Here is a 22,407-nt window from a genome sequence, read left to right on the forward strand (position 1 = left end):
GCAGGTAGCGGTACCATTATTCTCACGTGGTACCGCCGCCTGTTGTCGTTGTGATCTAGGAGGTTTCTTGACCAGCCTCACCCCTCATAGTCGCCGCAAGCGCCCCAGCGTCGGCATCATCTTTGTGATCATCTCGTGCCTTTCTCTGCAATTCGGCGCGGCTTTCGCGGTGCACCTTTTTCCGCTTTTTGGTCCGTGGCTCGTCACAGTTCTGCGCCTGCTTCTCGCCGCGATCACGGTAGGAGCGGCGGTCTGGATTGCCGGGCGCTGGCGGGCGCATCGGGCAGGTGCACAAACCGCATATATGGCAGTACCCGCGACAACATCCGACGGGTTCTTAGGCTGGTCTTCCCGCCAGTGGCGTGCCATGCTCATTTTTGGTGTCACGCTCGGGCTCATGAACGGCTTCTTCTACAATGCGCTGGCTCGCATCCCGCTCGGGCTGGCGGTGGCGGTCGAGTTTACCGGTCCGCTCGTACTGGCCTCTATCCTCACACGGCGTAAACGCGACCTAGTGTGGGTATTCTGCGCGGCGGCAGGCATGGCGGTACTCGGCTTTGAGGCAGTACACGGGCAGGAAACAGACCTGCTGGGCGTACTATACGCCCTGATCGCGGGCGCATTCTGGGCACTCTACATTCGCTCAAGCGCCTCAGTCGGCGAGCTCGTGCCCGGTGCAAGCGGACTCGCCGTAGCAATGGTCGTGGGCGCCATCTGCGTGGCCCCCGGAACCCTGCTTTTCCCCGGCCCCGTAGCACTCTGGAGCGTTACGCACGACACCCAACTGGTGCTCTTCATCATCGGAACCTCCCTGCTGGCATCGGTCGTACCGTACAGCAGCGAGTTGGCAGCCCTGCGGCACCTTCCCGAACAGGTCTTCAGTGTGCTCCTCAGCCTGGAACCGGCGATTGCGGCGCTCGCGGGATGGGCGCTGTTGGGCCAGGAAACCGGTCTGATGCGCTGGGTTGCGATTATCCTGCTGATCACAGCAAGTATCGGAATTACCCAAACGACTGGGGGTTCGGCGAGTACGGACGAGGTCTCGGGTTCTTACCGGAGGAACGAGCCTCCCGAGCACACCTCTCCCCTACCGCTGCCGGAGTAGACTGCGGGATACTACGCTGCGTGCCGGATCGGTTCTGCAGCAAACGGCGTTTCTCGGGCGGCTATTGCCCGGCCAGGTACCCCAGAAAATCCCGCAGTTCTTCGGTACCCAGCACCTCCGCCGGATGCGGTCCCCGCGCGAACAGCGCATCGGCGGTGTCTTCGTCGAGTTCGCGTGCGGTTGCGATCAGCACCAGGTTCCCCTCGTGTTCACCGCTCAGCATGGAAGAATCGCACAGGCACCACACATGCTCGAACGTGTCCAATAGGGCGCGTGCCTGCTGTTGGAAGAAGGGCAGCCCGGCATCATCGCCCACGTTCACGGCGAGTACCCCGCGAGCGCTCAGGAGCTCACGCAGCTCGGCGTAGTAGCCGGCGTTGGCAAGGTGTTCGGGCGCATCCATGCCCGTAAAAATATCAAGAATAATGGCGTCGATCCCGCGAAAAATGCCGTCGTCGGATGCGGCGTGAGCGCAGAAAAGCGTGGGAATTTCGGGGAGTACGGCGCGCGCATCCGCAACCACGAACTCGCACCGGGTACCTGCGGGCAACGGCAGCACCTCGGTCACAAACCCCATCAGCTGCGGCTCATAATCGACAGCCACTTGCGAAGACCCCGGGCGCGTGGCCTGCACATAGCGGGCAAGCGTGAGCGCCCCGGCCCCCAGATGAAGAGCCGTCACGGGTTCGCGCGGCGGTTCGAGTACATCCAGCACATTGGCAATGCGCCGCAAATACTCGTAAAACACGACGGTCGCATCAGCAGCATCAACATGGGATTGTTCGGCACCGCCGATCTCAAGCACATAGCCGTGCTCGCTGAATCCGTCCTCAAGAATGCGACCGCGCTGGCCGCTCACACTCAGATGAACGCCCAGCGCGGCACGCTCTCGCTGTCTTTCATCCATCACGAAAGACTAGCTCAGCCCGGCTGCTTTCTTGAATTCTTTGACCATATCCTCAGCGGAGGTCGAAGAATCCACATTCTCAAGAGGCTTGTCGTTCACCGCAAATTGGGGGGTGCCCTTCACGCCGATCTTTCGGCCGTACTCAAAATCGCTCTTGATCAAGTCGATGGTTTTTGGATCAGTCATGTCGGTCTTGAATTTCTCCTCCTCCAGCCCAAGTTCCTGAGCATAGCTGAGGAGAACTCCCGCAAACTCGGTCTGCTCGGTAATATTCTTCCAGCTGTCCTGAGTTTCAAAAAGCTTATTCGCCATCTCCAGGTGCTTATCCTGAAGTTCTGCCGCCTGCACGGCCTGCGCGGCGGCAATAGCATTCTTGTGAATTTGGGACAGCGGCATATTGCGCACGGTCACATTCATGGTGCCCTCAAGATCCTTGGCGACCTTCTCATAGGTGGGTTCGGCCTTGGCGCAGTAAGGGCACTGATAGTCGGTGTACAGGGTCACGGTGGGCGCACCCTGCTTGGGGGTGTTGAGGTGGTATCCAACCTCGTCACGCTCGCCAACTTTGGTAGCGGTCATTTTGGCGGAGTCACCCGAGGCTGAAGCCGAACCGGATGCGCTTGCCTCTCCCCCGGCGCTAGCGCTGCCGGAAGCATCGCCCGAGGGAGCGCTGCTTGCTGAGCCGCTTGAGCTGGCGTTAGAGCTTGAACTACCGCTTGCGGATGCACTCGACCCGGAATTTGAGGTCGCGTTACCGCATGCGGAGAATACGACTGCGAGAGCGGGTACCCCGAGCGAAAGCGCGGTACGGCGATTGAGCATAGATGTCATGAGGGTTCCTTTACCGTAAAGATAATAGACTTACTTTTCATCCTCCCATATATTGCGGGGGAACGCACCCCTTTCGAGTTATGGGTCATATTCGCCCTACCCTGTAATCTCTGCTAATATTGGCGATGGTATAAGCGCCATATAGGTCGTATATCGTGTGCCTCCTTAGCTCAGGGGTAGAGCATTTCCCTCGTAAAGAAAAGGTCGTGGGTTCGAATCCCACAGGGGGCTCCATTCGCACGTCACTCTGGTACAAGAAATCCCGGTCCAGCCGGGAGGTGTCCAGGGTGGCGTTTTTGCTGTTCTGGCGCGGTTTTTGCGAGGCTCGGATACTCGGTCGGCAGCGGTCCGACCTACGAGCATCCCTGAGACCCAGAGAGCTACGGCAATCGGGTCAGGGGAGGCTTCGTCGCCGGTTGCCACCAAATAGGACACCCCATATCAAAAGGTTTACGGTGTTTGGCTGAGACCTATGTGTGAGCTGGAATCCAATGTGAAGGCGCTAAGCTTGCAAATTGTAACTACTAGTATGTACAGTTATGGTTATGGACAGCAGGACTCGACTTGTGGAGGCAACCCAGGATCTCCTATGGGAACAGGGGTATTCGGCAACCAGCCCGAAAGATATTATGCGCCGATCAGGTGCTGGTCAGGGCAGTATGTACCACCACTTCACTAATAAGCAGGAACTGGCCGTGGTAGCTCTAGAATGCAGCGCCCATTCCATGCGTCACGACACAGAAAAGCTGCTTGCGACAGATGGTAGTGCTTATGAAATAGCAACAGCTTATCTGCGTCGACAGCGCGATGTTCTAAAGGGGTGCCGCATGGGAAGAATGACATTCGATGCCGATGTCTTGAACACCCCGGAACTCATCGAGCCTGTCAAACGCACGTTTGTGTGGCTGCTCGAAGCTCTCACAGTACTCTTTGAGCGAGGCAGAGACCAAGGCGAGTTTGCAGCAGACATTGATGCCCGCAATCTGGCTTCACTGGTGGTAGCAACAGTACAAGGAGGCTATGTGCTAGCACGTGCCACACGAGATACGGATGCCTTTGATGCGGCGGTTGAAGGGGCTGCTGCGCTCCTACGCAAGGCCACAGTACCTCTGACTACCGAGGCGTCGGATCATTCTGAGTGAGTAACCACATGAGCTAAGAAGAAATGGGGAAAGACGTATGTATTCAATGCAGTACCGTGTCCAGCTTCCAACGAACTACGATATGGAGATCATCAGGGACCGCGTCCGTCGCACTGGGCACTTGATGGATGGATATCCGGGACTGGAATTCAAAGCTTACCTTATCCAGGAGAAAGCCAAAGGAGCCATGGAAAACTGCTACGCACCATTTTACGTCTGGAACGATACAGAGGGAATGCGATCTTTCTGCTGGGGAGAGCCTGGGTACTCATCAATTGTGCGCGATTTCGGCCGTCACCCCATCCAAGATTGGACAGTCCACAAACTCCTCAAAGGAAATACACCTCTCACCCAAGCACGCAGCCTCAATATCCAAACTGTCACCCTGCCCGAGTTTACCGCACCGTCTGAAATCATAGAGCCCCTGACTGCGGACTTCCTTAACGGACAGAACGCTAACACGCTCTGCCGCCTGGCCGCAGTCGACATCACAACTTGGAAACTCATCCAGGTTGAACTCAGCAGTGCCAACCCCGACCACGCACAACCGAAAACCACCTCCTATGAGGTCCTCCACGTCTCGACCGCCGATATTGACTCCCGCTGATCAGGAAACCACTCAGCACGAACCCCAACTTTGCTGGGAGGTGTTCGGGCGGCGTTTTACCTGTTCTGGGACGGTTTTGCAGGGGCGGAGTGGTTTGACGCCAGACGGTCTGAGAGTTAATGGTTATCATCGGTTTCTGATTCCTAAACTTTCTTGCTAGAGCACCTCAGCTGGCCCACCTATCAAATAGCCACCTGCTCTTGGTAAGGCGAAAATATCCAGGATAGACACACAATAAACCCGATTACCCTTGAAAACCCGTACAATAAGGAAAAGAGTTTTACCGTTTTGTTTGCACTTCGAGAGGGGCATCATGCGTCATAAAAAACAGACCCAGCGTTTTGGGTTGGTATTCGTGCTTCTGCTGATACCGTGTTGTGCGCTGTGGTTCTTTTATCGATGGATTTTCGGTGAAGACACCATTATTGCCGTTCCCATCGTGCTGGGGGTTGTGACCTCCTATATTTGCGCCTATGCCTTTACCGGCGGCAGGACTCCGTACAACTAGCCGCCCGCAGCGAAGCTGTACCGCACAGAGAACACGTGAGCCGCGCATCCTAACCTGAGGCAGGATGCGCGGCTCACGTTTATATGCCAAGACTTTAGACGTTGGCGCGCTGGGCGTCGCTTTCGGTCTTTCCCCACAGCCCGTAGACTTTGGCGAGTTCTTTAACCTTCTTGGCGCGCAGGTAACGCGGCAGATATGAACCGTCGTGCGGCCCGTCAATGGGAACATCAAGCATTTTGTGCGCCTCGGCGATTTCGTGGTCACTCGGCGAGAATGCCTGGTTGATGGTGTCTGCCTGATCGGAGTCAAGAGTGAGTTTTCCGGTCATGCCGTGGGCCGTGGCGTAGGTGCAGGCCTCGGTGAGCGCCGCCTTGTACTTACCCACGGATGGTCCGTCAATAGGGCCAGGAATACCGCCCAGAGTTGAAGCAATCACGAGCTGCGAGCGCACATAGGCGAGCGCCATGGGGGTGTCGCTGGAACCGGTATCGCGGCGGTAATCGCCTGCTCCGAAGGCGATGCGGAAGGTTCCGATAGCGCTGGCGATTTCGACGGCGTTGTGCACCCCGAGAGCCGATTCAATAAGCGCGATGATGGGCGTTCCGGCGGGCAGTTCGGAGGCGGTGCGGTCAATATCGGTCGCGTGTTCTGCGGTGGCGAGCATAACGCCGCGCAGACCTTTGGTGTTTTTGAGGGCTTTGACGTCTTTCCACCAGTGCTCGGTGGTGATAGCGTTGATGCGCACCCATGCGACCACGCCGGAGTTAAGCATTTTGACGACTCGACTGCGGGCTTCGTCTTTTTCGTCTTCGGGGCAGCCGTCTTCGAGGTCTAGAATAATGGAGTCTGCTTCACTAGCGAACGCTTCTTCAAAGTCTTTTTCGGCTGAATTAGGGCGCACAAGAAGCCAGGAGCGAGAGAGACTGGGGCGTAGCTGGCGCGCACGTTCATTGCGATGGAATTCGAGCATTGGTTGGTCTTTTCCCTGATGTGCTGGTGTCCGAGCTTTTAGTGTAGGTGTCTGGTCCATGATGGTTATACTAAGCTCAACCTTAGTTAAGGTTCTAGTTACCTCATGTCATGTGGGGTTTTACGCGGATTTATATGGTTTTATGTTGGATAGTTCGCGACGTGAATCCCTCAAAAGACACTAAACCCCCGAAATTATCGAGGAAATTATACGGAGCCCGCGACTACACAACTATTCGCACATCGCCGTTAGTTTCACGTTTATGACGTTAAACCGAGGTTGTCTGCAGAGCCGGGTTTTCGTTACGCGCCTGCGCAGCTTTTTCATCACGCGCGCGGGCGATCAGGCGTTCCGCATTCTCGACATGCTCAACCACACTCTGCACGCGGCGCTCCACCGTAATCTTGCGGTGGCACTGCACACTACACTCGCCAAAGCACCGCGCCATCGCCAGCGCCTCAGCGCAGAGGGCTACCGCATTACCAGCTTTCGAGAGCGCCCGATGCAGATCCGAGAACGTGCCCTCAGGGGAGGCAGGAATATCCATGCCGTCACTGGGGGCAATACGCTGCGCCTCCATCGCGACGGCACGAACCCGCGGAATAAGATCGGCAAGAGTATTCGCATCCGGCACGATAAGTTCAATCATCTCGGTATCGGCAAGGCGTTCAAGAACCTGGTGGAAACGATCAATACCGCGAATAAACCGGTCGTGCGCACGACGCCAGAGACCACGCCCAAGTTCCGCGTCATCACGCCGTGATTGCAGGAAATCTTTGAGTCCCATAGCCCCTCCTCATGCTCAGCCGGTCGTGCGTCTAGAAAGCTCTATATACTTAGGGTACCCTAAATCTCGTTTTGGTGACAGGATGTCGTACAAAAAATGTTGATGTGGGATTAAGCTCTCGAAAAATTCACGCATTTAGTCCGGCCAAACCGGCACAACACGACTTACATCACACGCAAAACAACCTTGCCGCGATGCTGACCAGCATCAAAATACTCATGGGCCTGCGCCGCCTGCCACCACGGAAATTCACGATCAAAATTCGCCGAAAGAACGCCGCGCTCAAGCAACGGTAACACGTTCTCATGCACCCCTGCCATAATTTTTGCCTTCTCATCTGCAGACCGTGACCGCAAAGACGTACCGTGCACCGATAAGCGCTTCGTCAGCATAAGACCCAGGTCAAGTTCCGCGCGGCGGCCGCCCTGCACAGCAATCGTCGCCAGATGCCCGCCATCGGCTAAAGACCGCAGATTATCTTCCAGGTATTTCGCGCCCATCACATCAAGAATATAATTCACGCCGTGACCGGCACTCTCACGCTGAATAACCTGACGAAAAGACTCCGTGCGGTAATTAATCGGATGCGCCCCCAACGCCCGCACCACCTGAGCCTTCTCGTCATCACCGACCGTCGCAAAAACCCGCACACCGGCGGCGCGCGCCAGCTGAATAGCGTGCATACCCACGCCCCCGGCACCGCCATGCACCAGGAGCGAAGTCTGCTCATCTTCCGCCGGGTTATTCTGCGCAGGATCAAGGCTCATTCCGCACAGAAGCACCAGATTCGAGTACACCGTCGCGGCGACCTCCGGTATGCACGCCGCCTCAACCATGCTCATACCATTGGGAATGGGCAGGGTATGGCGCACATCTACCGCCGCATACTCGGCGTAACCACCGCCAGCAAGAAGCGCCATAACGCGCTCGCCCACCAGGGCGGGATCAACGCCCTCGCCCACAGCCTCTACCACGCCCGCAATCTCAAGACCGTATACGGAGCTTGCCCCCGCAGGAGGCGGATAATGCCCGCGCCGCTGCAGGGAATCCGCCCGGTTCAGCCCGGCGGCATGCACCCGCACCAAGACCTGCCCGGGTGCAGGGGCGGGAATCGGAACCTCAGAGAGCGTTAGAACCTCTGGATCTCCATGTTCTTTCTCGACAATGGCGCGCATAGTAGCCTCAACAACCTTCTTATCTGTATCTTCCTGCACCGAGAGTAGCATGTGTTCTCGGGGCATACCGCAATGTTCAGATTTACAGAAAAGCATAGAACATGAGATAATCGGCGGGTACCTTTTCCGCTCAAGGGCGGAAAATACCGGGATGGTTGTCCGAGCGGCCGAAGGAGCTGGTCTTGAAAACCAGTAGGCGGTAACCCCGTCTCAAGGGTTCAAATCCCTTACCATCCGCACACTAAAACCCCGCGATGCGCCTGAATTTTCAGGTGTATCGCGGGGTTTTCTGCGTAGAATCTGCAGGTTACGAGACCAACCTTGAGAGGAACCACAGCACAATATCAAAGACACCGAGGATACCCCCGATAAGCGCCATAGCGGTATAGCCAGCATTCTTTCCCTTATTAGCAATAAGACCCCTAATACAGGAAACTACGGCAACAATCCCAAAACCGATGGCAAAAATCCCAATACCGACAGCACCTAGAACAAGGGAAGTAATGGAATAGATTTTTGCGTTTTTCTCTGCCTTGATTGCTTCAGGATCAATTGTCGGCGGGTACGGCTGCTGGTAACCCTGCTGGGGGTATCCGTCTTGCGGGTTCTGCTGAGGCTGGAAGTTATAGTTTTCGGACATTACTATCCTTCTTGGGGTAGACGATCCTATCGTCGGACATAAGATCAGTTTTATTATCGGCTTTATTTACTGTACAGGGTTAAAGATAAGTACACACTTTCCAACATGCCGTGTTAACAAATCCGTACCAACACGGCATACGCGTTAAAGCGCCCAGATCATGCACAATAAAGTCCCGCTGTCCTCCCTGTACCAGGATTCTGCGGGGCTTCCACGGCTGCTACCGAGTGCTGGCTATAGCGGCTATCACAAACGCCACCATCGGAATAAAGAAGAACAGAGTCTCAATCGCCCCCAGCGACAGGGCAATCCAGCTGGTGGCAAGACCGCCTCCGGCGGGAACTCCGACACGTGAAGCCTGAGCACCTTTAACCGCACCCCAGATCCCCAAACCCAGTGGAATCACACTCGTGACCCAGAAGAGGGCGAGCACCAAACCAACAATGCCCAGCGCTAAAGAGGTTTGTGCCGCCTGCTCACCGGCAATCTGCTGCGGGGTTTTGGGGACAACCGTCATCATGGGCACGGGCTGCACATATACCGGCTGCTGATAGTAGTGTTGAGGAGCAGGCTGTTGGTAATACTGTTGAGGGGCGGACTGGTGATAGTACTGCTGAGGAACAGTTTGTTGATAGTCTTGCTGTCTAGGAGCGGGCTGCTGTTGGTTCTGATAAAGCTTAGTGTATTCGGGCAGAGAGTCAGAGAGAGGGCGAGTTTTCTCGTAGGCGTCCTCACCCTGATGGGGGTTTTGCGACTGAGACGGTTGCTCTCCCGCGTGATGCTCAGACATAGCTATTCCTTTCGGTGACAAGAAGCGACAACTAGACCTGCCCACTGTCTACCTGCTGTAAGGAAATATCTGGGGAACCGTTTTCAGCCTGCGTGAATGGGCGTGGCAATAACTCTAACTATAGCGCGTTGTTTTTCGCTCATGGGGGAAGTTTGGTCGGCAATTCCGAATTGACCAGCCTGCTTACTCCCGATATTCTTATAGGGATGCACTCGTTTTGTGCACCGTGGAGACGTGCCAGAGCGGCCGAATGGACTTCACTGCTAATGAAGGGTCGGGGTTGAACTCGACCGGGGGTTCAAATCCCCCCGTCTCCGCCATAGAACGAACCCCCACACCGTAAAAGGTGCGGGGGTTCGCTGCGTCCTAGGTGCGTAGGGCATCAGATTTTTGCAGTCTGTACTTATTATGCAGTGGTTTCCGCCTGGCTAACCTTGCCCTCCTCCCGGTCGAAAAGCTGCGGTTCAGCAGAAGAGAAGGCGCGGGCGCAGTGTGCCGACTGCGGATAGGATTTAGAAGCTCATAAAGTCGATGAGGCGCGCATCCGCACCATCAAGAAGCGCCCACTCCCCCGGCACCTCAAAGACCGCTACGGACGAAGGCGAAAAGCCATAGGAAGCGTCCATCAGAGAATTGTAGTCAGAGTCGGGGCTCGCAAGCTGTAAGGTCACATCTTGTACCGCAGGCAGATGCGACACCACCATAAGCGTGCGTACGCTCTCAGAAACCCCGTTAATGCGCGCCAGTACCCGGGATGCAGGAACCTCATACAGACCCTCGTCCAGGTGCGGAGTAGGTGCCTGCTCGCCGAGCGCATCTGAAATCCAGGTGGTGGTCTGCCGGGTGCGCAGCGCCGCCGAAGACATCAGCTGCTCGGGAATATAGCCCTTCTGCTTGAGCCAGGAGCCCGCATCCGCAGCCTGACGATGCCCGCGCTTAGTCAGTGGGCGATCGAAATCATCCATACCCCAGTCGGCTTCAGCATGACGCATGATAATCAGGCGCTTAACGTCTCGGAGTGAGTTCTCAACCATACCTTCATAGTACAACGTAGGCACCCCGATACGCCGGGTTGCCGCGTGATAACGCGCCACAAAAACGGCATGTGAAAACCCCGCGCTCTTAAGAAAGAACGCGGGGTTTCGAGCGTAAAAAGTCTAGATAGAGTATTCGGGGGCGGCCCACACCACAACTTCGGGATGCTCAAAGAACCGGTACCCCTGACCGCGCACGGTACGCACGGTTCCCGAAAGACGCCCCAACTTCGAACGCAGACGCCGAATATGCACGTCAATGGTGCGTTCGTGGGGATGCTCGTCCCCGGCACTCCAGAGCGACTCCAAAAGCTCATCGCGCCCCACGGTGCGGGTGGAGTTCTCAACCAGATGCGCCAGAAGCTCAAACTCTTTGAAGGTGAGCATCAGCTGTTCCCCATCAAGGAACACCTCACGACGTGCCAAATCGATCAGAACGCCATTGGAACTGGGAGTTGCGGGCTGTTCGGCTTCACGCGCCTGCTTGTGCAGCTCAGCCTGGTAGAACACGGCAGTCGGATCGCCAAGCGCATTGCGCACAACCTCAAGATCGCTGCCCTCCGCATGAACGGGAGCCAAAGCAACAGCGGCATAGGATTCGGCCTCAGGTGCCAGATGGTGTGCATAGGTTCGCAAATCCTGCACAATACGCACCAGCGATGTGCCGTTGGCTGCGGCAAGTTCTTCATTGAGCCCCACATACAGCACAAACCCGCGCGCCTCGTTCTCCTGAGCTCCTGCCTTCTGGGTGCCCTGCTGATCCCCGGAGGAGAAGGTCATCGGGCGCAAAGTAGCTGCGGACCCTTGTGTGCGGTTCTGCTGCGGCACTTGACGCTTTGCAGCACGACCACGCTGGGAGATGTGGACGTATCCAGGTACTGCACCTGACATTGTTCAACCTTCTCTCAAGATTTGTTGCGTACGGGTCCCTTGATTCTGCATAATGCGGAATGCTCAAACGCCGCGCGGTAAAGGCGGCGTTTCCTTTGCTATCAATATTTCTATTATTTGACTCATAAATCAAGCAACTTGGGGTATCTGCGACGTTCTGCTCGCAGCTTCACACCCTCGTGAACTTTGATTCAGTGCCGGGAAACGACGCTGACAAGCACCGTTTCTCCCTCATATTATACATGGAGATTCGGAACCGATACCCCAAAAAGCCGCGCGCTCAGAGCCCCTGACCGCATACGAACCGGGCGCAATTTCCACGTTCTGGAGCGGAGGCTCCCAAGGGTACCGGCGACTCGTACACTACTAGTGTTTTTCGCCGCACTCGCAGATGCATGTGGAGAAAGGGGCACACCGCAGTATGAAGGTGACAAGGAACCGACGCCCCGCGTGCAATCTCAGAATCAAGTCCCAAAGCACATGTTTGCGGCACCCGACGTCTAAGACCGCCCACGCGCAATCGTCAGACCCTTAAGGATGCGCTACTGCGCCAGCCCATAGAGACGGTCGCCTGCATCGCCCAAACCGGGCACAATATACGCCCTTTCGTTCAGACGCTCATCTTTAGCGGCAAGGAACAGGTCAATATTCCGCAGACCCTCAACGCCCTTTTCGAGAGCCGCAATACCTTCGGGGGCAGCAATCAGGCAGACGCAGGTGATGGATTCGGCGCCACGTTCGCGCAGGAATTTAATAGCCTCAATCAAGGTGCCGCCGGTGGCAAGCATAGGATCGAGCAGGTACACCTGACGACCGGTCAAATCTTCGGGCAGACGTTCGGCGTACGTGACAATATCGAGGGTCTCTTCGTTACGGGCCATACCCAAAAACCCGACTTCGGCGGTAGGTACCAGGCGAGTCATGCCTTCAAGCATGCCTAACCCGGCGCGCAGAATCGGCACAACCAGGGGCTTCGGATTAGCGATAACGGTTCCCATCGTGCGCGCCACCGGGGTTTCGATAGGGCGTTGCTCAACCCGAATCTCACGGGTGGCCTCATAGGCGAGCAGGGTAACGAGTTCATCGACGAGCTGGCGGAACGTGGGTGAGGGAGTGTTTTTATCGCGGAGCACACTAATCTTGTGCGCCACCAGCGGGTGATCAAGAATCTTAATACGCATACTCTCAGTTTACTCTGCCTGCTAGTGCGGGTGCTGTTTGCCGGTTACTACAGTTTGCCGTGCGAGTGATCCAAAAGGTACTGTACCCCACTATTGGTTTCGATGGATTCCTCAAGTTTTCGCCGGTCATCAGTGCTATGCGGTTGAGCCCAGCGCCCTTCAGTTATGCGAAAAGCCAAGTGGAAAAGGGATAACTGCGAAGAGGTTTTTAAGGGGCGGATAAGAGTTTTTCTGCCCCGAAAGTCTTTAATGATGAGCTTATCGCTGTGTGGTTTAAAGATGTACTCAGAAATATCTGTATAGGGTATATTCTTCCTACGCCCATAAAATTTTCTCACGGTAATGCCTTGGGAGTCTATGCGCACATACACATCACTGAAAGATTTGTGAATATATAAGAACAGAATAGAGAAAATAGCTATAATTACCCAAAACATGGGAGCAACAAGCACCCTAGGACCTGACATTATCGATCCCCATATCAAGAATATAGCAACCAATAAACAGATAATATCAATGACCAATACAGAAATTTTGTATATCCAATGGAGCCGAAATATCACCTCTTTCTTTAGCTCAAAAACAGGAGGTTTTGTGCTAATAAAACGAGGTATTACTGAAGCTGCCAATGATATAATGACAACAGGAAGAACCGGTATAAGGGCTCGTATTAAATCTGTCAATTCCATAGCTATACCTATATCACCGTTCTATAACACAAGGGGACCAACTCATAAGAATTTCACGAGCCTTCTCAGGCTTATCAATAAAGTTCTGAAGCAGTTGTTGGTCTTCTGGATCTGCACTTTTTGCCCAATAACCATTCTCAACCCGAAATGCCAGTTGTGGAATCAACGAACCAGAACCTGTTAGTAAAGGGTCAAAACGCAAGGTTTTTCCATGATTAGTTTTCACTACAAGCCACGTAAGACCGTAGATTCCCCGTGTCTCGTATGAAAACTTTGTAATGTCTTCGTATGATGCATCATAAGAAATTGACAATAAATTACCCCAAGATATACCTTCGGTTGTTGTCTGTAAGTAGAAGTTCTTGCGATCCAAATATAGCGCCAAACTAATATACCAACCACCGCTTACCAAAAGTAAAAACCAAACTGGAGCATTTTTAAAATTCGGATCATATTTAACGAGCAAGATACTTATCAAAGTCATTATACCACACAACACTAAAACTACCTTTGATATAAAACCGAAAAAACCGTCTTTAGTTCCACGGTATGGAAATTTATAGCATAAGTAATTCCAATTTCTATGCCCCTTAATAATTAATACACAAGATAGCATTTGAGTAACAGCAAGGACTAAAGCTATATTTAATATCATTTCTTTAGACCCTTCAATAAATAACCTGCGGTATCTTTTGCTACACTTTTAGTTTCGGCTGACGTGCTACTGCGACCTGATGCTTTCAACATATCTTCACCAGATTTACGAGCTTCCTTGGGCTTCAGAGCCTCACTTAACCCAAGATTCGCATTAGCGGTACCATAAGCACCAGCAGCATTAATAGTCCCTTTAACTAATGCTTGCGAACCCCTACCCATATTCGGAGCAACGCCAGTAATACCACGATTCAAGCCGCCAGTAAATGTTGACACCATAAAACCAGTCCCAGCGCCCGCAGAACCAGCACCAAGATATGCAACGGGATCAAAGTTTCCACTTGCCATTGAGTTATAACGGTAAGTTTCGGCAGTACTTACCCCGTTAGACACAGTGCCCTTAGCAACATCTTGTGAATACTGACTTGAAAGTGCTTTCCTCATAGGACTTAACTTTTGTGCCTTTTGCTCAGCAATTACCCCCTTACTCGCAGCTTCTGCTGCTTTTTTACCTTTACTTGCTACGTTGGCAGCTTTAACGCCTCGTTCCACCTTACCAATAGCTTTCATACCGGTCGCTGCGATACCACCAGCAAGACCTGAAACGCCACCTATTAAGGCTTCACGCCCAATCGCAGACCAATCCAGGTTTTCCCTTCCTTCAAGCTTCTGCATGAACATCTCAGACCCTGCCCCTAAAAGAGCACCGCCCAAACCACCAGCTAAAATACCTATTGGACCAGCAAACGAAGCCACAGACAGCAACGCACCAGCAACTATCATGGTACCGGCTAATACCCATTCTCCGACGTTGCGAACACCTTTCCAGAACTTATCGTATTGTTCTTGCGAGTATTTCTGGAACTCATCCGGCGACATCGGCTTCAGACCCCACGGATCCATCAGCCCTACCGGGTTGTTCCCACAGAACGCATATACATCCGCGAAGAAACCAGTACCCGGCACCTGGGCCAGCGGATCCGTCGAGAGGAAACGCTTCGAGGCACCATCAAAGACGCGGGCACCCATCACATCCAAACCGGCAACACGCACAGACCCGGCACCGGTAAACGAGAACCCGTGAGCTGACCGGCAGCATCATAGGTATACACCACCAGTCCGTCGGCAGATGCGCCCTGCCTGTTAAGTGAGGACGAAGTTTTTAGCCCACGTGAAATCTCCCGATACGCTCTGCCTGATACGAAACTCAGGCCCGAAATCAGGACCACCAACAGGCCTGTACTCTTGTCCCACCCCGTCGTGGGCTAACCCCGAAACAGTGGGCACCTCCAACAGGCGCTGCACCCACAATTTTTCCCGAATATACTGCACAAGTATTTCAGCATCCTGAGTATTGTTCGGATCAGCCCAATACCCATAATCCAACCGAAACGCCACCTGAGAACCCAGATACCGGCACGGTTCTATATGCGGTTTAAACCGATACACCACCCCTGCGGTATCGGTGAGCTCAAAGAGCCCGTTCTCATCCCCTAATAGGGTGAAATAACTAGAGTCAATCTGCCAGTAGTGCAGCACCTGCTTACGTCCCCGGTTATTGACCCTCATGAGTTTCTCGGGCAGGATTTCCCGGTACGAGACCCTGCACACCCACAAACCCCACACCACAGAAGGAAAACCCACAATAATAAGTCCTAATTCAACCCATTCACTTGTGGTATATCCAGGCTTATAATCCTGTGAAACAAGAGTCGCGATAGTCATAAGGCCCAAAAGAGAAGCCAAAAAGAGTAACAGCAAAAGCGTTACCCATAAGAGCATTTTGATAAACCACGAGGCTTGTAACCGCACCGACGCCAACACCCGCACCACAGCCCGAGGATCAGAAGTTTCTTCTACCACCTGCTGGGTTTTCTGCTCACGCTCACGCCGGCGCCCTTCAAATACTGCTGAGAGCCAAAACGTCCCCACCACAAAGACTAGGCAGAAGAGACCAAAGATAAGTTCACTGCTCATCAGCAGCTACCGTCCCTGATGTGCCGGTCTGAAGAGTAGCCCCGGGAGCTTCGGATTCCCCACGAGCATTTTTAATGGTGCCGCCATAGGTTTTCGCCCCAGCAGTGAACCCAGATTTGATGCTATTCACCCCAACCTTATGAATCATCTTCTGAGCCTTCTCCTCCGGACTCATCTTTTGGTCTAAACCGATAGATATGGCATCAGCACCATTACTAGTAATCCAGTCATTAGCGTAATTACGAGTCCAGGGGTTATTTAATTTGCTGGCTGTTTTTCCTGTTTCTTTTGCTAAATCTGATGAAGCAGTCATCCCTTGGTTCGCACCACCACCAACTGCACCAAATACAAAACCACCAGTAAACCCCATGCCAAAAGCCGATAGTTGGTCTGTACCATTCCAATTATCAGTTGTTGCGGCATATTTCACCGAAGAAGATGTACCATCTTTTACGCCTTCTTGGAGCCCGCTGCCTATTACCTTAGCACCAAGTTCATCAACGCCGCCTTCGAAGGTTTTACCGTAGAGTTTGTTACCAACCCAATTACTCGCCCCATTAATAAACTTACTATTCCTGAACGCAGAGACAAGCTTGGTGTTTCCTATACGGGCAATACCAGCGTTGATTTTATCCGATGCTTTCACACCCATTTGTACAACACGAGAGATTTTACCCGCTTTCTCTGCCGTTGCTAGGCCCTTTGCCACAGTAGCGCCCTTCGCAAAAATACCGCCGACTACACCACCGGCACCACCGGCAAGACCGCCAATCAGAGCATCTCGACCAACAGCGCCCCAATCAACATTCTTACCTTCCATCTTCTGGGTAATCACCGACATACCGCCACTCATCAAGGCGCCCGAGGCAGCACCCAGCAGCACCATACCCAACGGTCCCGTCGCCACGGCAGCAACCGTCAGCGCAAGACCTGCTGCTACCATAATCGCACCAGCGGCCCATTCGCCAACATTGCGTACACCTTGCCAGAACTTATCGTATTGTTCCTGGGAGTACTTCTGGAACTCATCCGGCGACATCGGTTTCAGACCCCACGGGTCCATTAGCCCTACCGGGTTGTTCCCGCAGAACGCATATACATCCGCGAAGAAACCAGTACCCGGCACCTGAGCCAACGGGTCCGTCGAGAGGAAACGCTTCGAGACGCCATCAAAGACGCGGGCACCCATCACATCCAAACCGGCAACACGCACAGACCCGGCACCGGTAAACGAGAACCCGGCAGGAAGTATAGATTCCCACACACCGCTATCATCCGCACTCGAGGTACGGGGAAGACCGGGAATATTCATCCCTTGAGCATCCGGTGCAGAACCCAGCATGGGCGGCACAGCCCACGGGTCAAAACCACCCGCAATACCAACCTGGGAGAAACCGCCGTCAGACCCGGGAGCAGGCATGCCGCCAGCACCTAAGATCTGTGGCATAGCAGCATCCGGATCCCACAACAATGGCACCGAAACACCATTAACCCCGGCTACCTGGGCAAGTTCACCAGTCACATCAGTCACCATACGAACCCGTAATGCAGCTTCACCGCCGTGAGCAGTCACATACGTATCCGTTACCGAGGCCAACCCGGAGTACGCACCCCAAGCGTACTCACGAACCTGCTGTACGCCCCTGTCATCGGTAATAATCTCACGAGTACGTTCACCAGCGGCATTGTACTCATACGTGGTCACTGTCGTGAACGTATGCTCCGCTGTATGGTCGGCTGCAATAATTTCGGTGAGTTGGTTCAAACGGTTATACGCAAACGAACGTTCACCCGACAGCACCCGCGAAGGCTCCTCAGATTCGCCCGTGCCACCAGAATGACGCCAAGTGCGCTCAGAAACCATGAGCCCAGCCTCAAACACCCATTCAAACTCCAGATCACCAGAACGAGAACCCGTCAACTGGCCGGCAGCATCATAGGTATACACCACCAGCCCATCGGCAGAATCCAAGCCCACAATACGACCCTGCTCATCACGAATAACCTCGGTACGCTCAACCGAATCCGCCTTCGCTGTGTTCTCGCGCGAGTACGAGCACACCAGACCGGACTCACTATCAAACTCCCAGCGCGAGAGAATGTCGCCTAACTGGGCACGGATCAGCCTGCCCATCGCATCGTAGGAATACTGCGCCGCCGGGCTCTCACGGTGAGCATCTTGATCAGCGCGTGACATACTCACCACGCGACCAGCACCATCGTGGGCAATCGCAGTCTCACCGTACGGGGTCACCATGCGCGTACGGTAACCGTCGGCATCGTACCCCAACGTGAGTGTGTACGCGCCCGTGTTCGTGAAAGTATTCAACACCTGAACCTGCGCATCTACATCCGCCGTGCCAGAGCACGGACCCGCAGTATCGGTTATCACGCCCGAACGTGAACGCTCCATCAGCAAACCGCGTGCATCATACACAAACCGATGCTGTACAAACGCATCCTCAGACGCGCCAGCTTCAAGGGCCTGAGCACTAGCGTAATCGCGCACCCACACGGTACGACCCTGATCCTCGACCCCAAACTCGGCAGCCTTCACACCATCAACACACGTATGCGCCAGGCGGCCACCAGCAGCGTAATCATAAGTATGCGTATACTCGCGTACACCATCATGAGCACGAATCAGACGACCGGCAGCATCATAGGCGTACTCCTGCACCGACTCATCATCCGTGCCCGCAGCCTTGATAACACGCACCAGACGATCTAGCGCATCGTACTCATAGTCGGTCACCTGGCCGGCAGCATCGACAACGCGGCAAACCTGCCCGGTTGCGGTATACGAGAAATGCGTACGGAACCCCAAACCATCCGTTGCCCGGATAATCTGACCGGCAGCATCGTACTTAAACCTTCGCTGCCCAAAAGAACTATCGCGCACACCAATTAAGCGACCGCACAAATCGTACTCGTACGATGCCACACGCGCACCGGCTTCCACACCGGTCACTCGACCACACACGTCATACGTGATCTTCTCAACCGTACCGTCAGGGTTAATACGCTTAATAATCTGCGAAGCGGCATCATACTCCAGGCGAGTTATCGCCCAAGCAAGAAGGCTCAACAACCCGCGAAACCCCCTCTTCATCGGTGTAACGCTCAGGAGCATCCAGCCCAACGGCATGAGAGATCACCCGCCCGGCCCCATCATAGTCGTAGGTCTCGATACGGCCTTCAGCAGAAATTACCCGCAGCACACGCCCGGCACCATCACGTTCACAACGGGTCAGACCACCGGCGGCGTCAAGAATCTCAACCGGGCGACCCGCAACATCATAAGTGATGAACTCGCTTTCGACATCGGCCTTCTTCGCAGAAGACCCACCCCGGGCACGTTTCTGCTCAGACGTAACCCGACCGAAAATATCCGTGTGAATGAACGAGGACGAGAACGCATCCGCGATCTCCTCAATACCGCGCTGACGATCTACCCTGCGTTTAATTTCAACGCCGGTCGCATCCGTCACCGACGACAACTCGCCGTTCAAATCATAGGAATACCGGGTGGCAGCACCGCTCGGGTCAGTAGCCTCAACCAACTGAGACAAACCATCATAAACGTAATTCCATACGGCACCGCTGGCGGTAGTGAGGCCAACAAGGTTACCCCATGTGTCAAAAGTTCCTTCGGTCGTATGACCTAGCGGGTTGGTGACACTAGCGATTTCTCCGCCTGCATTGTAGGTAAACCGGATGGTAGCACCGTAGGGATCCGTTACCGAAGTAGGAAGATTTCCACAACCCCCAGACGTATTGGTGCTGTTACGTACCAGCGAGGGAAGGGATTCTACGGCAAACTCGGGGTACGCAAAAGTCCAGCGGGCACCATCTGCGTTTTCGATACTTGCAAGCGCACCTGAAGAATTGTACGTCGCCGTACCGCGACGACCAAGCGGATCTATAACCCCAATAACACGTCCGTGGTCATCACGTATCAAGGTTGTAGTATTACCCGCACCGTTTGTCACGAGGACGAGATCACCGTAAGCATCGTACTCGAAGGTTGTGGATACACCCGTTGGCTCAGTGACTCGGGTAAGAAGACCCCTATCGTCCCAGTCATAAAGCGTCTGAGCACCGTCTGCGTCAATCACAGCGCTTGGGTTTGGGTTCACCGAATCCGCATATTCATAGCTCACGGTCATTGGCGTACCCAGATTGCGGGGATCACGTGCATCCCGCACAGATACGCCGGTTATGCGATCGTGTTCATCCCACCCGTAGGTGTAGTCGGTACCCTCGGGAGTACGTTCACGCTTCAGCCTGCCTCGGTTATCGAATACGCGCGCAGTCCTAGAACCATCGCGCTCAGTAATACCCACACGGTTTCCGAAAGAATCGTACCGCATGGTCTGTCGGCTGCCGTCGGTGGCGGTGATTCCGATCAAGCGTCCCTTAGAATCGCTTGTCCAGAGGTTAGAGTTATCCCCTGTTTCAGCATCCGCCACAATAGTAACCAAGCTCGGGGTATAGGTGTACGAAACTTCGCGCCCATACTCGGTGAGCTGGTGAACTACCCGGCCCAGCTCATCGTAGGTGTTGGTAACCTCTACAATCCCATTGGCGTTGATAACCTCACGGATAAGTCCAGCATCCGTGTGAGTATACGAACGGACACCCGCATTTGTTGCCACACTCGTCAGATACTCACCCTCATACGAATATTCGGCAGCCATTAGCGGCGTATCAGCTTCGGCGCCAGTCGTGTTGTAAGTATAAGCACTAATCGGGCGATGCTCGGGAGCCTCAGTGCTTTGACCTAGCTCTTCGTAGTCCACACGAATCCCGCGCTGGGATCCTGGATGCACCAGATCTGTCACCCGCCCCTGCGCGTCGCGGAATGCGACCACAGTATTTGATGGGTGCCCATCAGTAGCACTCACCCAATCCCCAGAAGCGCTGAACCCAAAGGATTCGTGAGCATTATTCATCACGATCCAATAGAAGGGTTCCTGCATGAAAGCTTGAACTGCGGATTCATCTAAGCCACGAGAATTCTTGAGCTGTCGCTGTGTTTCACGCTGCAAGGCTTCGATACGCGCATACGCATCAGAGCCCAGTTCTGCCTTTGTCAGCCACCATGCTTCCCCAGAGGCACGCGCGAATCCTTCACCTTCACGCGCGAACGTGAGGATGCGCCCATCGGCGGTAAACCATGATGCTTTGTCAGCATCAAACTCAAGACGCTGATCCAGAGTAGAGGACCATCCGATGCCAAAAACACCCGAAGGAATATCTTGCGAGTTAGTCACAGCCAAGCTGTTATACATACGTTTCAGGTTCAGATTACGCGCAAAAGTTCCCGGGAAAGAAAGGTCGGTTTCAGGCTCAATGAAGTTACCCGTTGCCACGTTTACCGGATCATTTGCGAAGCCGGAAGTAGGGATTTCGCCCGTGACCTGAGCGGGATGAACCTCGATTTTCTGAACCTGAGGAGCACCAGTTCCACGCTCCTGCATACGCTGATCCAGATACGCATTCGAGACGGTTTTGATGTTACCGGTGCCAGACCCAGCATCCCTAAAATCCTGGGCAACTCCAGAAACCCAGGTATTGACCTGGTTGCTCTGTTGAAGCCACCCCGCCATGCTGTTGATTGTTTCGCTGATATCGAGCGACCCGTGATGGCACGAACTTGTGTAGGTGTTTAGCGCATTCGTAATGTCGGTATGCTTGAGCCCTGCTTCGTTGTCGTAGGATACACAGGCAGTATTGTAGCCGTCGAGGTTCTCTGGAATAGCAGAGGAAGTGCCGCCGGATGCATCAGGGGCGCCAGCATTGACATCGCGCTGCGGGGCAGAGCCGGGCTCAGCAGGTTTCGACGGGTTGGGAGCATAATCGGGACGGTGTTTGTTGAGAACAACACCATCCCAAGTTTGCTGCAAACCGTTGCGGTTCTCCCACTCCCGGGCTTTCTTACGGTTTTCGTTTTCAACATGAGCGCACTCTTTGATGTAATCTACCAGCTTCGCGCCATAACGGAGCATCGTCACAACGTTGGCGGAGTTATTGGCAAGTTGTACGTGGCACATATGAAAGTCGTGGGCGTATTTGCCCTCAAATTTATCTCGTGCAGTATCAAAAAGACCGTCTCGCCCGCCCTGCTGGGTTTCGATAGTGTCTGCGGCAGAATTCAGCGCATTTCTGAGGTTATCGGATGCCCCATCATCAAACTGAACGTCAGGCATAGCGCGCGGCTTATCAGCCGTGCCGATACTCATATTGTCGTCAACAGAGCTTTGCGGAGGATCAACATGCTTGAGCTCAGGCATAGGCGCCGGCTTACCGCCCAAAGAACTTGGTGAACCGCTGTTTTCAGGGGCGATAGGTTCAGGGCGGACGTGCGGCATAGCTGCTCCTTGTGTGGTTGTAGTTATATCAACGTAGATATAGTTAATGTTTGTGAGTGTCACAGAACACTGTATAGGATATATTTACCCTAACCTTCACATAAGGGTTAGTCAAGGATATTCGTCATGAACAGTACATTTAGGC

20 protein-coding genes and 3 tRNA genes are annotated in these 22,407 nt (G+C 54.1%); 7 read left to right on the forward strand and 16 right to left on the reverse strand.

The genetic code is table 11. The features are described from left to right. The first annotated feature begins 67 nt into the window (after window positions 1–67). Window positions 68–1,105 (forward strand): EamA family transporter, encoded by a 1,038-nt coding sequence (locus tag HMPREF0733_RS02995; RefSeq protein ID WP_013397910.1) that lies wholly within the window; start codon window positions 68–70, stop codon window positions 1,103–1,105. 61 nt (window positions 1,106–1,166) lie between these two features. On the opposite strand, the gene HMPREF0733_RS03000 is transcribed toward HMPREF0733_RS02995, so the two are convergent. Together HMPREF0733_RS03000 and HMPREF0733_RS03005 are read right to left on the reverse strand one after the other, a co-directional pair. Then, window positions 1,167–2,012 carry a spermidine synthase gene (locus HMPREF0733_RS03000; RefSeq protein ID WP_013397911.1) on the reverse strand — a complete coding sequence of 282 codons (846 nt, stop codon included), beginning with the start codon at window positions 2,010–2,012 and terminating at the stop codon, window positions 1,167–1,169. Window positions 2,013–2,021: 9 nt separating this feature from the next. Further along, window positions 2,022–2,843 (reverse strand): DsbA family protein, encoded by an 822-nt coding sequence (locus HMPREF0733_RS03005; RefSeq protein WP_013397912.1) that lies wholly within the window; start codon window positions 2,841–2,843, stop codon window positions 2,022–2,024. 159 nt (window positions 2,844–3,002) lie between these two features. Here HMPREF0733_RS03005 and HMPREF0733_RS03010 point away from each other — a divergent pair. The 4 genes from HMPREF0733_RS03010 to HMPREF0733_RS03025 all read left to right on the forward strand — a co-directional run bounded on the left by HMPREF0733_RS03010 (window position 3,003) and on the right by HMPREF0733_RS03025 (window position 5,100). Then, window positions 3,003–3,077 (forward strand) — tRNA-Thr (locus tag HMPREF0733_RS03010). A 311-nt stretch (window positions 3,078–3,388) separates the two neighbouring features. Then, window positions 3,389–3,985 (forward strand): TetR/AcrR family transcriptional regulator, encoded by a 597-nt coding sequence (locus HMPREF0733_RS03015; RefSeq protein WP_172461374.1) that lies wholly within the window; start codon window positions 3,389–3,391, stop codon window positions 3,983–3,985. An 82-nt stretch (window positions 3,986–4,067) separates the two neighbouring features. Beyond that, window positions 4,068–4,592, forward strand: coding sequence for a DUF4865 family protein (locus tag HMPREF0733_RS03020; protein ID WP_244864877.1), 525 nt, complete (start codon window positions 4,068–4,070; stop codon window positions 4,590–4,592). Window positions 4,593–4,905: 313 nt separating this feature from the next. Next, complete coding sequence (locus tag HMPREF0733_RS03025) at window positions 4,906–5,100, forward strand: hypothetical protein (RefSeq protein WP_013397915.1); 195 nt, start codon at window positions 4,906–4,908, stop codon at window positions 5,098–5,100. A 94-nt stretch (window positions 5,101–5,194) separates the two neighbouring features. On the opposite strand, the gene HMPREF0733_RS03030 is transcribed toward HMPREF0733_RS03025, so the two are convergent. From HMPREF0733_RS03030 to HMPREF0733_RS03040, 3 genes are all read right to left on the reverse strand, one after another. Next, the gene (locus HMPREF0733_RS03030; protein ID WP_004005648.1) at window positions 5,195–6,070 is read right to left on the reverse strand and encodes an HpcH/HpaI aldolase/citrate lyase family protein; all 876 of its coding nucleotides are present in this window, start codon (window positions 6,068–6,070) and stop codon (window positions 5,195–5,197) included. Window positions 6,071–6,338: 268 nt separating this feature from the next. Then, entirely contained in the window at window positions 6,339–6,857 is a 519-nt protein-coding gene (locus HMPREF0733_RS03035; RefSeq protein WP_013397916.1) for a hypothetical protein, read from the reverse strand. A 164-nt stretch (window positions 6,858–7,021) separates the two neighbouring features. Continuing rightward, window positions 7,022–8,032: an NAD(P)H-quinone oxidoreductase gene (locus tag HMPREF0733_RS03040; protein ID WP_041321874.1), complete on the reverse strand. Its 1,011-nt coding sequence runs from the start codon at window positions 8,030–8,032 to the stop codon at window positions 7,022–7,024. A gap of 149 nt (window positions 8,033–8,181) precedes the next feature. Between HMPREF0733_RS03040 and HMPREF0733_RS03045 the strand changes: the two genes are divergently transcribed. Then, window positions 8,182–8,269 (forward strand) — tRNA-Ser (locus HMPREF0733_RS03045). A 70-nt stretch (window positions 8,270–8,339) separates the two neighbouring features. Here the strand turns inward: HMPREF0733_RS03045 and HMPREF0733_RS03050 are convergent. Further along, a complete protein-coding gene (locus HMPREF0733_RS03050; RefSeq protein ID WP_013397918.1) occupies window positions 8,340–8,672 on the reverse strand; it encodes a DUF4190 domain-containing protein in 333 nt (110 codons plus the stop codon). Window positions 8,673–8,892: 220 nt separating this feature from the next. Further along, the gene (locus HMPREF0733_RS03055) at window positions 8,893–9,462 is read right to left on the reverse strand and encodes a hypothetical protein (protein WP_013397919.1); all 570 of its coding nucleotides are present in this window, start codon (window positions 9,460–9,462) and stop codon (window positions 8,893–8,895) included. Between the two features lie 228 nt (window positions 9,463–9,690). On the opposite strand from HMPREF0733_RS03055, the gene HMPREF0733_RS03060 reads away from it, so the two are divergent. Next, window positions 9,691–9,782, forward strand: a tRNA-Ser gene (locus tag HMPREF0733_RS03060). Between the two features lie 192 nt (window positions 9,783–9,974). Here the strand turns inward: HMPREF0733_RS03060 and HMPREF0733_RS03065 are convergent. The 9 genes from HMPREF0733_RS03065 to HMPREF0733_RS10725 form a co-directional block, all read right to left on the reverse strand. Then, window positions 9,975–10,496 (reverse strand): SixA phosphatase family protein, encoded by a 522-nt coding sequence (locus HMPREF0733_RS03065; RefSeq protein ID WP_004005656.1) that lies wholly within the window; start codon window positions 10,494–10,496, stop codon window positions 9,975–9,977. Window positions 10,497–10,619: 123 nt separating this feature from the next. Beyond that, window positions 10,620–11,387: a winged helix-turn-helix domain-containing protein gene (locus HMPREF0733_RS03070; RefSeq protein ID WP_004005657.1), complete on the reverse strand. Its 768-nt coding sequence runs from the start codon at window positions 11,385–11,387 to the stop codon at window positions 10,620–10,622. A 542-nt stretch (window positions 11,388–11,929) separates the two neighbouring features. Further along, window positions 11,930–12,568 (reverse strand): uracil phosphoribosyltransferase, encoded by a 639-nt coding sequence (gene upp / locus HMPREF0733_RS03075; protein WP_013397921.1) that lies wholly within the window; start codon window positions 12,566–12,568, stop codon window positions 11,930–11,932. 47 nt (window positions 12,569–12,615) lie between these two features. Next, a complete protein-coding gene (locus HMPREF0733_RS03080) occupies window positions 12,616–13,257 on the reverse strand; it encodes a hypothetical protein (protein ID WP_013397922.1) in 642 nt (213 codons plus the stop codon). Window positions 13,258–13,270: 13 nt separating this feature from the next. Next, window positions 13,271–13,912 (reverse strand): hypothetical protein, encoded by a 642-nt coding sequence (locus HMPREF0733_RS03085; protein WP_013397923.1) that lies wholly within the window; start codon window positions 13,910–13,912, stop codon window positions 13,271–13,273. Then, a complete protein-coding gene (locus tag HMPREF0733_RS03090) occupies window positions 13,909–14,964 on the reverse strand; it encodes an RHS repeat domain-containing protein (protein WP_041321586.1) in 1,056 nt (351 codons plus the stop codon). The genes HMPREF0733_RS03085 and HMPREF0733_RS03090 overlap by 4 nt, the downstream gene beginning before the upstream one ends. 90 nt (window positions 14,965–15,054) lie before the next feature. Then, window positions 15,055–15,888, reverse strand: a complete 834-nt coding sequence (locus HMPREF0733_RS03095; RefSeq protein ID WP_013397925.1) for a hypothetical protein — start codon at window positions 15,886–15,888, stop codon at window positions 15,055–15,057. Continuing rightward, window positions 15,878–18,976 (reverse strand): RHS repeat-associated core domain-containing protein, encoded by a 3,099-nt coding sequence (locus HMPREF0733_RS10720; protein WP_169310256.1) that lies wholly within the window; start codon window positions 18,974–18,976, stop codon window positions 15,878–15,880. The genes HMPREF0733_RS03095 and HMPREF0733_RS10720 overlap by 11 nt, the downstream gene beginning before the upstream one ends. Beyond that, the gene (locus tag HMPREF0733_RS10725) at window positions 18,936–22,262 is read right to left on the reverse strand and encodes a DUF6531 domain-containing protein (protein ID WP_049775422.1); all 3,327 of its coding nucleotides are present in this window, start codon (window positions 22,260–22,262) and stop codon (window positions 18,936–18,938) included. Before HMPREF0733_RS10725 ends, HMPREF0733_RS10720 begins: the two co-directional genes overlap by 41 nt. Window positions 22,263–22,407: the final 145 nt, after the last annotated feature.

Origin of the sequence: Rothia dentocariosa ATCC 17931 (assembly GCF_000164695.2) — a bacterium.
Taxonomy (GTDB): Bacteria; Actinomycetota; Actinomycetes; order Actinomycetales; family Micrococcaceae; genus Rothia; species Rothia dentocariosa.

Coding starts and splice junctions, on each gene's coding strand:
- HMPREF0733_RS03000 (WP_013397911.1), bottom strand. CDS start 2,012: ATGGATGAAAGACAGCGAGAGCGTGCCGCGCTGGGCGTTCATCTGAGT.
- HMPREF0733_RS03005 (WP_013397912.1), bottom strand. CDS start 2,843: ATGACATCTATGCTCAATCGCCGTACCGCGCTTTCGCTCGGGGTACCC.
- HMPREF0733_RS03015 (WP_172461374.1), top strand. CDS start 3,389: ATGGACAGCAGGACTCGACTTGTGGAGGCAACCCAGGATCTCCTATGG.
- HMPREF0733_RS03020 (WP_244864877.1), top strand. CDS start 4,068: ATGGAGATCATCAGGGACCGCGTCCGTCGCACTGGGCACTTGATGGAT.
- HMPREF0733_RS03025 (WP_013397915.1), top strand. CDS start 4,906: ATGCGTCATAAAAAACAGACCCAGCGTTTTGGGTTGGTATTCGTGCTT.
- HMPREF0733_RS03030 (WP_004005648.1), bottom strand. CDS start 6,070: ATGCTCGAATTCCATCGCAATGAACGTGCGCGCCAGCTACGCCCCAGT.
- HMPREF0733_RS03035 (WP_013397916.1), bottom strand. CDS start 6,857: ATGGGACTCAAAGATTTCCTGCAATCACGGCGTGATGACGCGGAACTT.
- HMPREF0733_RS03040 (WP_041321874.1), bottom strand. CDS start 8,032: ATGCGCGCCATTGTCGAGAAAGAACATGGAGATCCAGAGGTTCTAACG.
- HMPREF0733_RS03050 (WP_013397918.1), bottom strand. CDS start 8,672: ATGTCCGAAAACTATAACTTCCAGCCTCAGCAGAACCCGCAAGACGGA.
- HMPREF0733_RS03055 (WP_013397919.1), bottom strand. CDS start 9,462: ATGTCTGAGCATCACGCGGGAGAGCAACCGTCTCAGTCGCAAAACCCC.
- HMPREF0733_RS03065 (WP_004005656.1), bottom strand. CDS start 10,496: ATGGTTGAGAACTCACTCCGAGACGTTAAGCGCCTGATTATCATGCGT.
- HMPREF0733_RS03070 (WP_004005657.1), bottom strand. CDS start 11,387: ATGTCAGGTGCAGTACCTGGATACGTCCACATCTCCCAGCGTGGTCGT.
- upp (WP_013397921.1), bottom strand. CDS start 12,568: ATGCGTATTAAGATTCTTGATCACCCGCTGGTGGCGCACAAGATTAGT.
- HMPREF0733_RS03080 (WP_013397922.1), bottom strand. CDS start 13,257: ATGGAATTGACAGATTTAATACGAGCCCTTATACCGGTTCTTCCTGTT.
- HMPREF0733_RS03085 (WP_013397923.1), bottom strand. CDS start 13,912: ATGATATTAAATATAGCTTTAGTCCTTGCTGTTACTCAAATGCTATCT.
- HMPREF0733_RS03095 (WP_013397925.1), bottom strand. CDS start 15,888: ATGAGCAGTGAACTTATCTTTGGTCTCTTCTGCCTAGTCTTTGTGGTG.
- HMPREF0733_RS10725 (WP_049775422.1), bottom strand. CDS start 22,262: ATGCCGCACGTCCGCCCTGAACCTATCGCCCCTGAAAACAGCGGTTCA.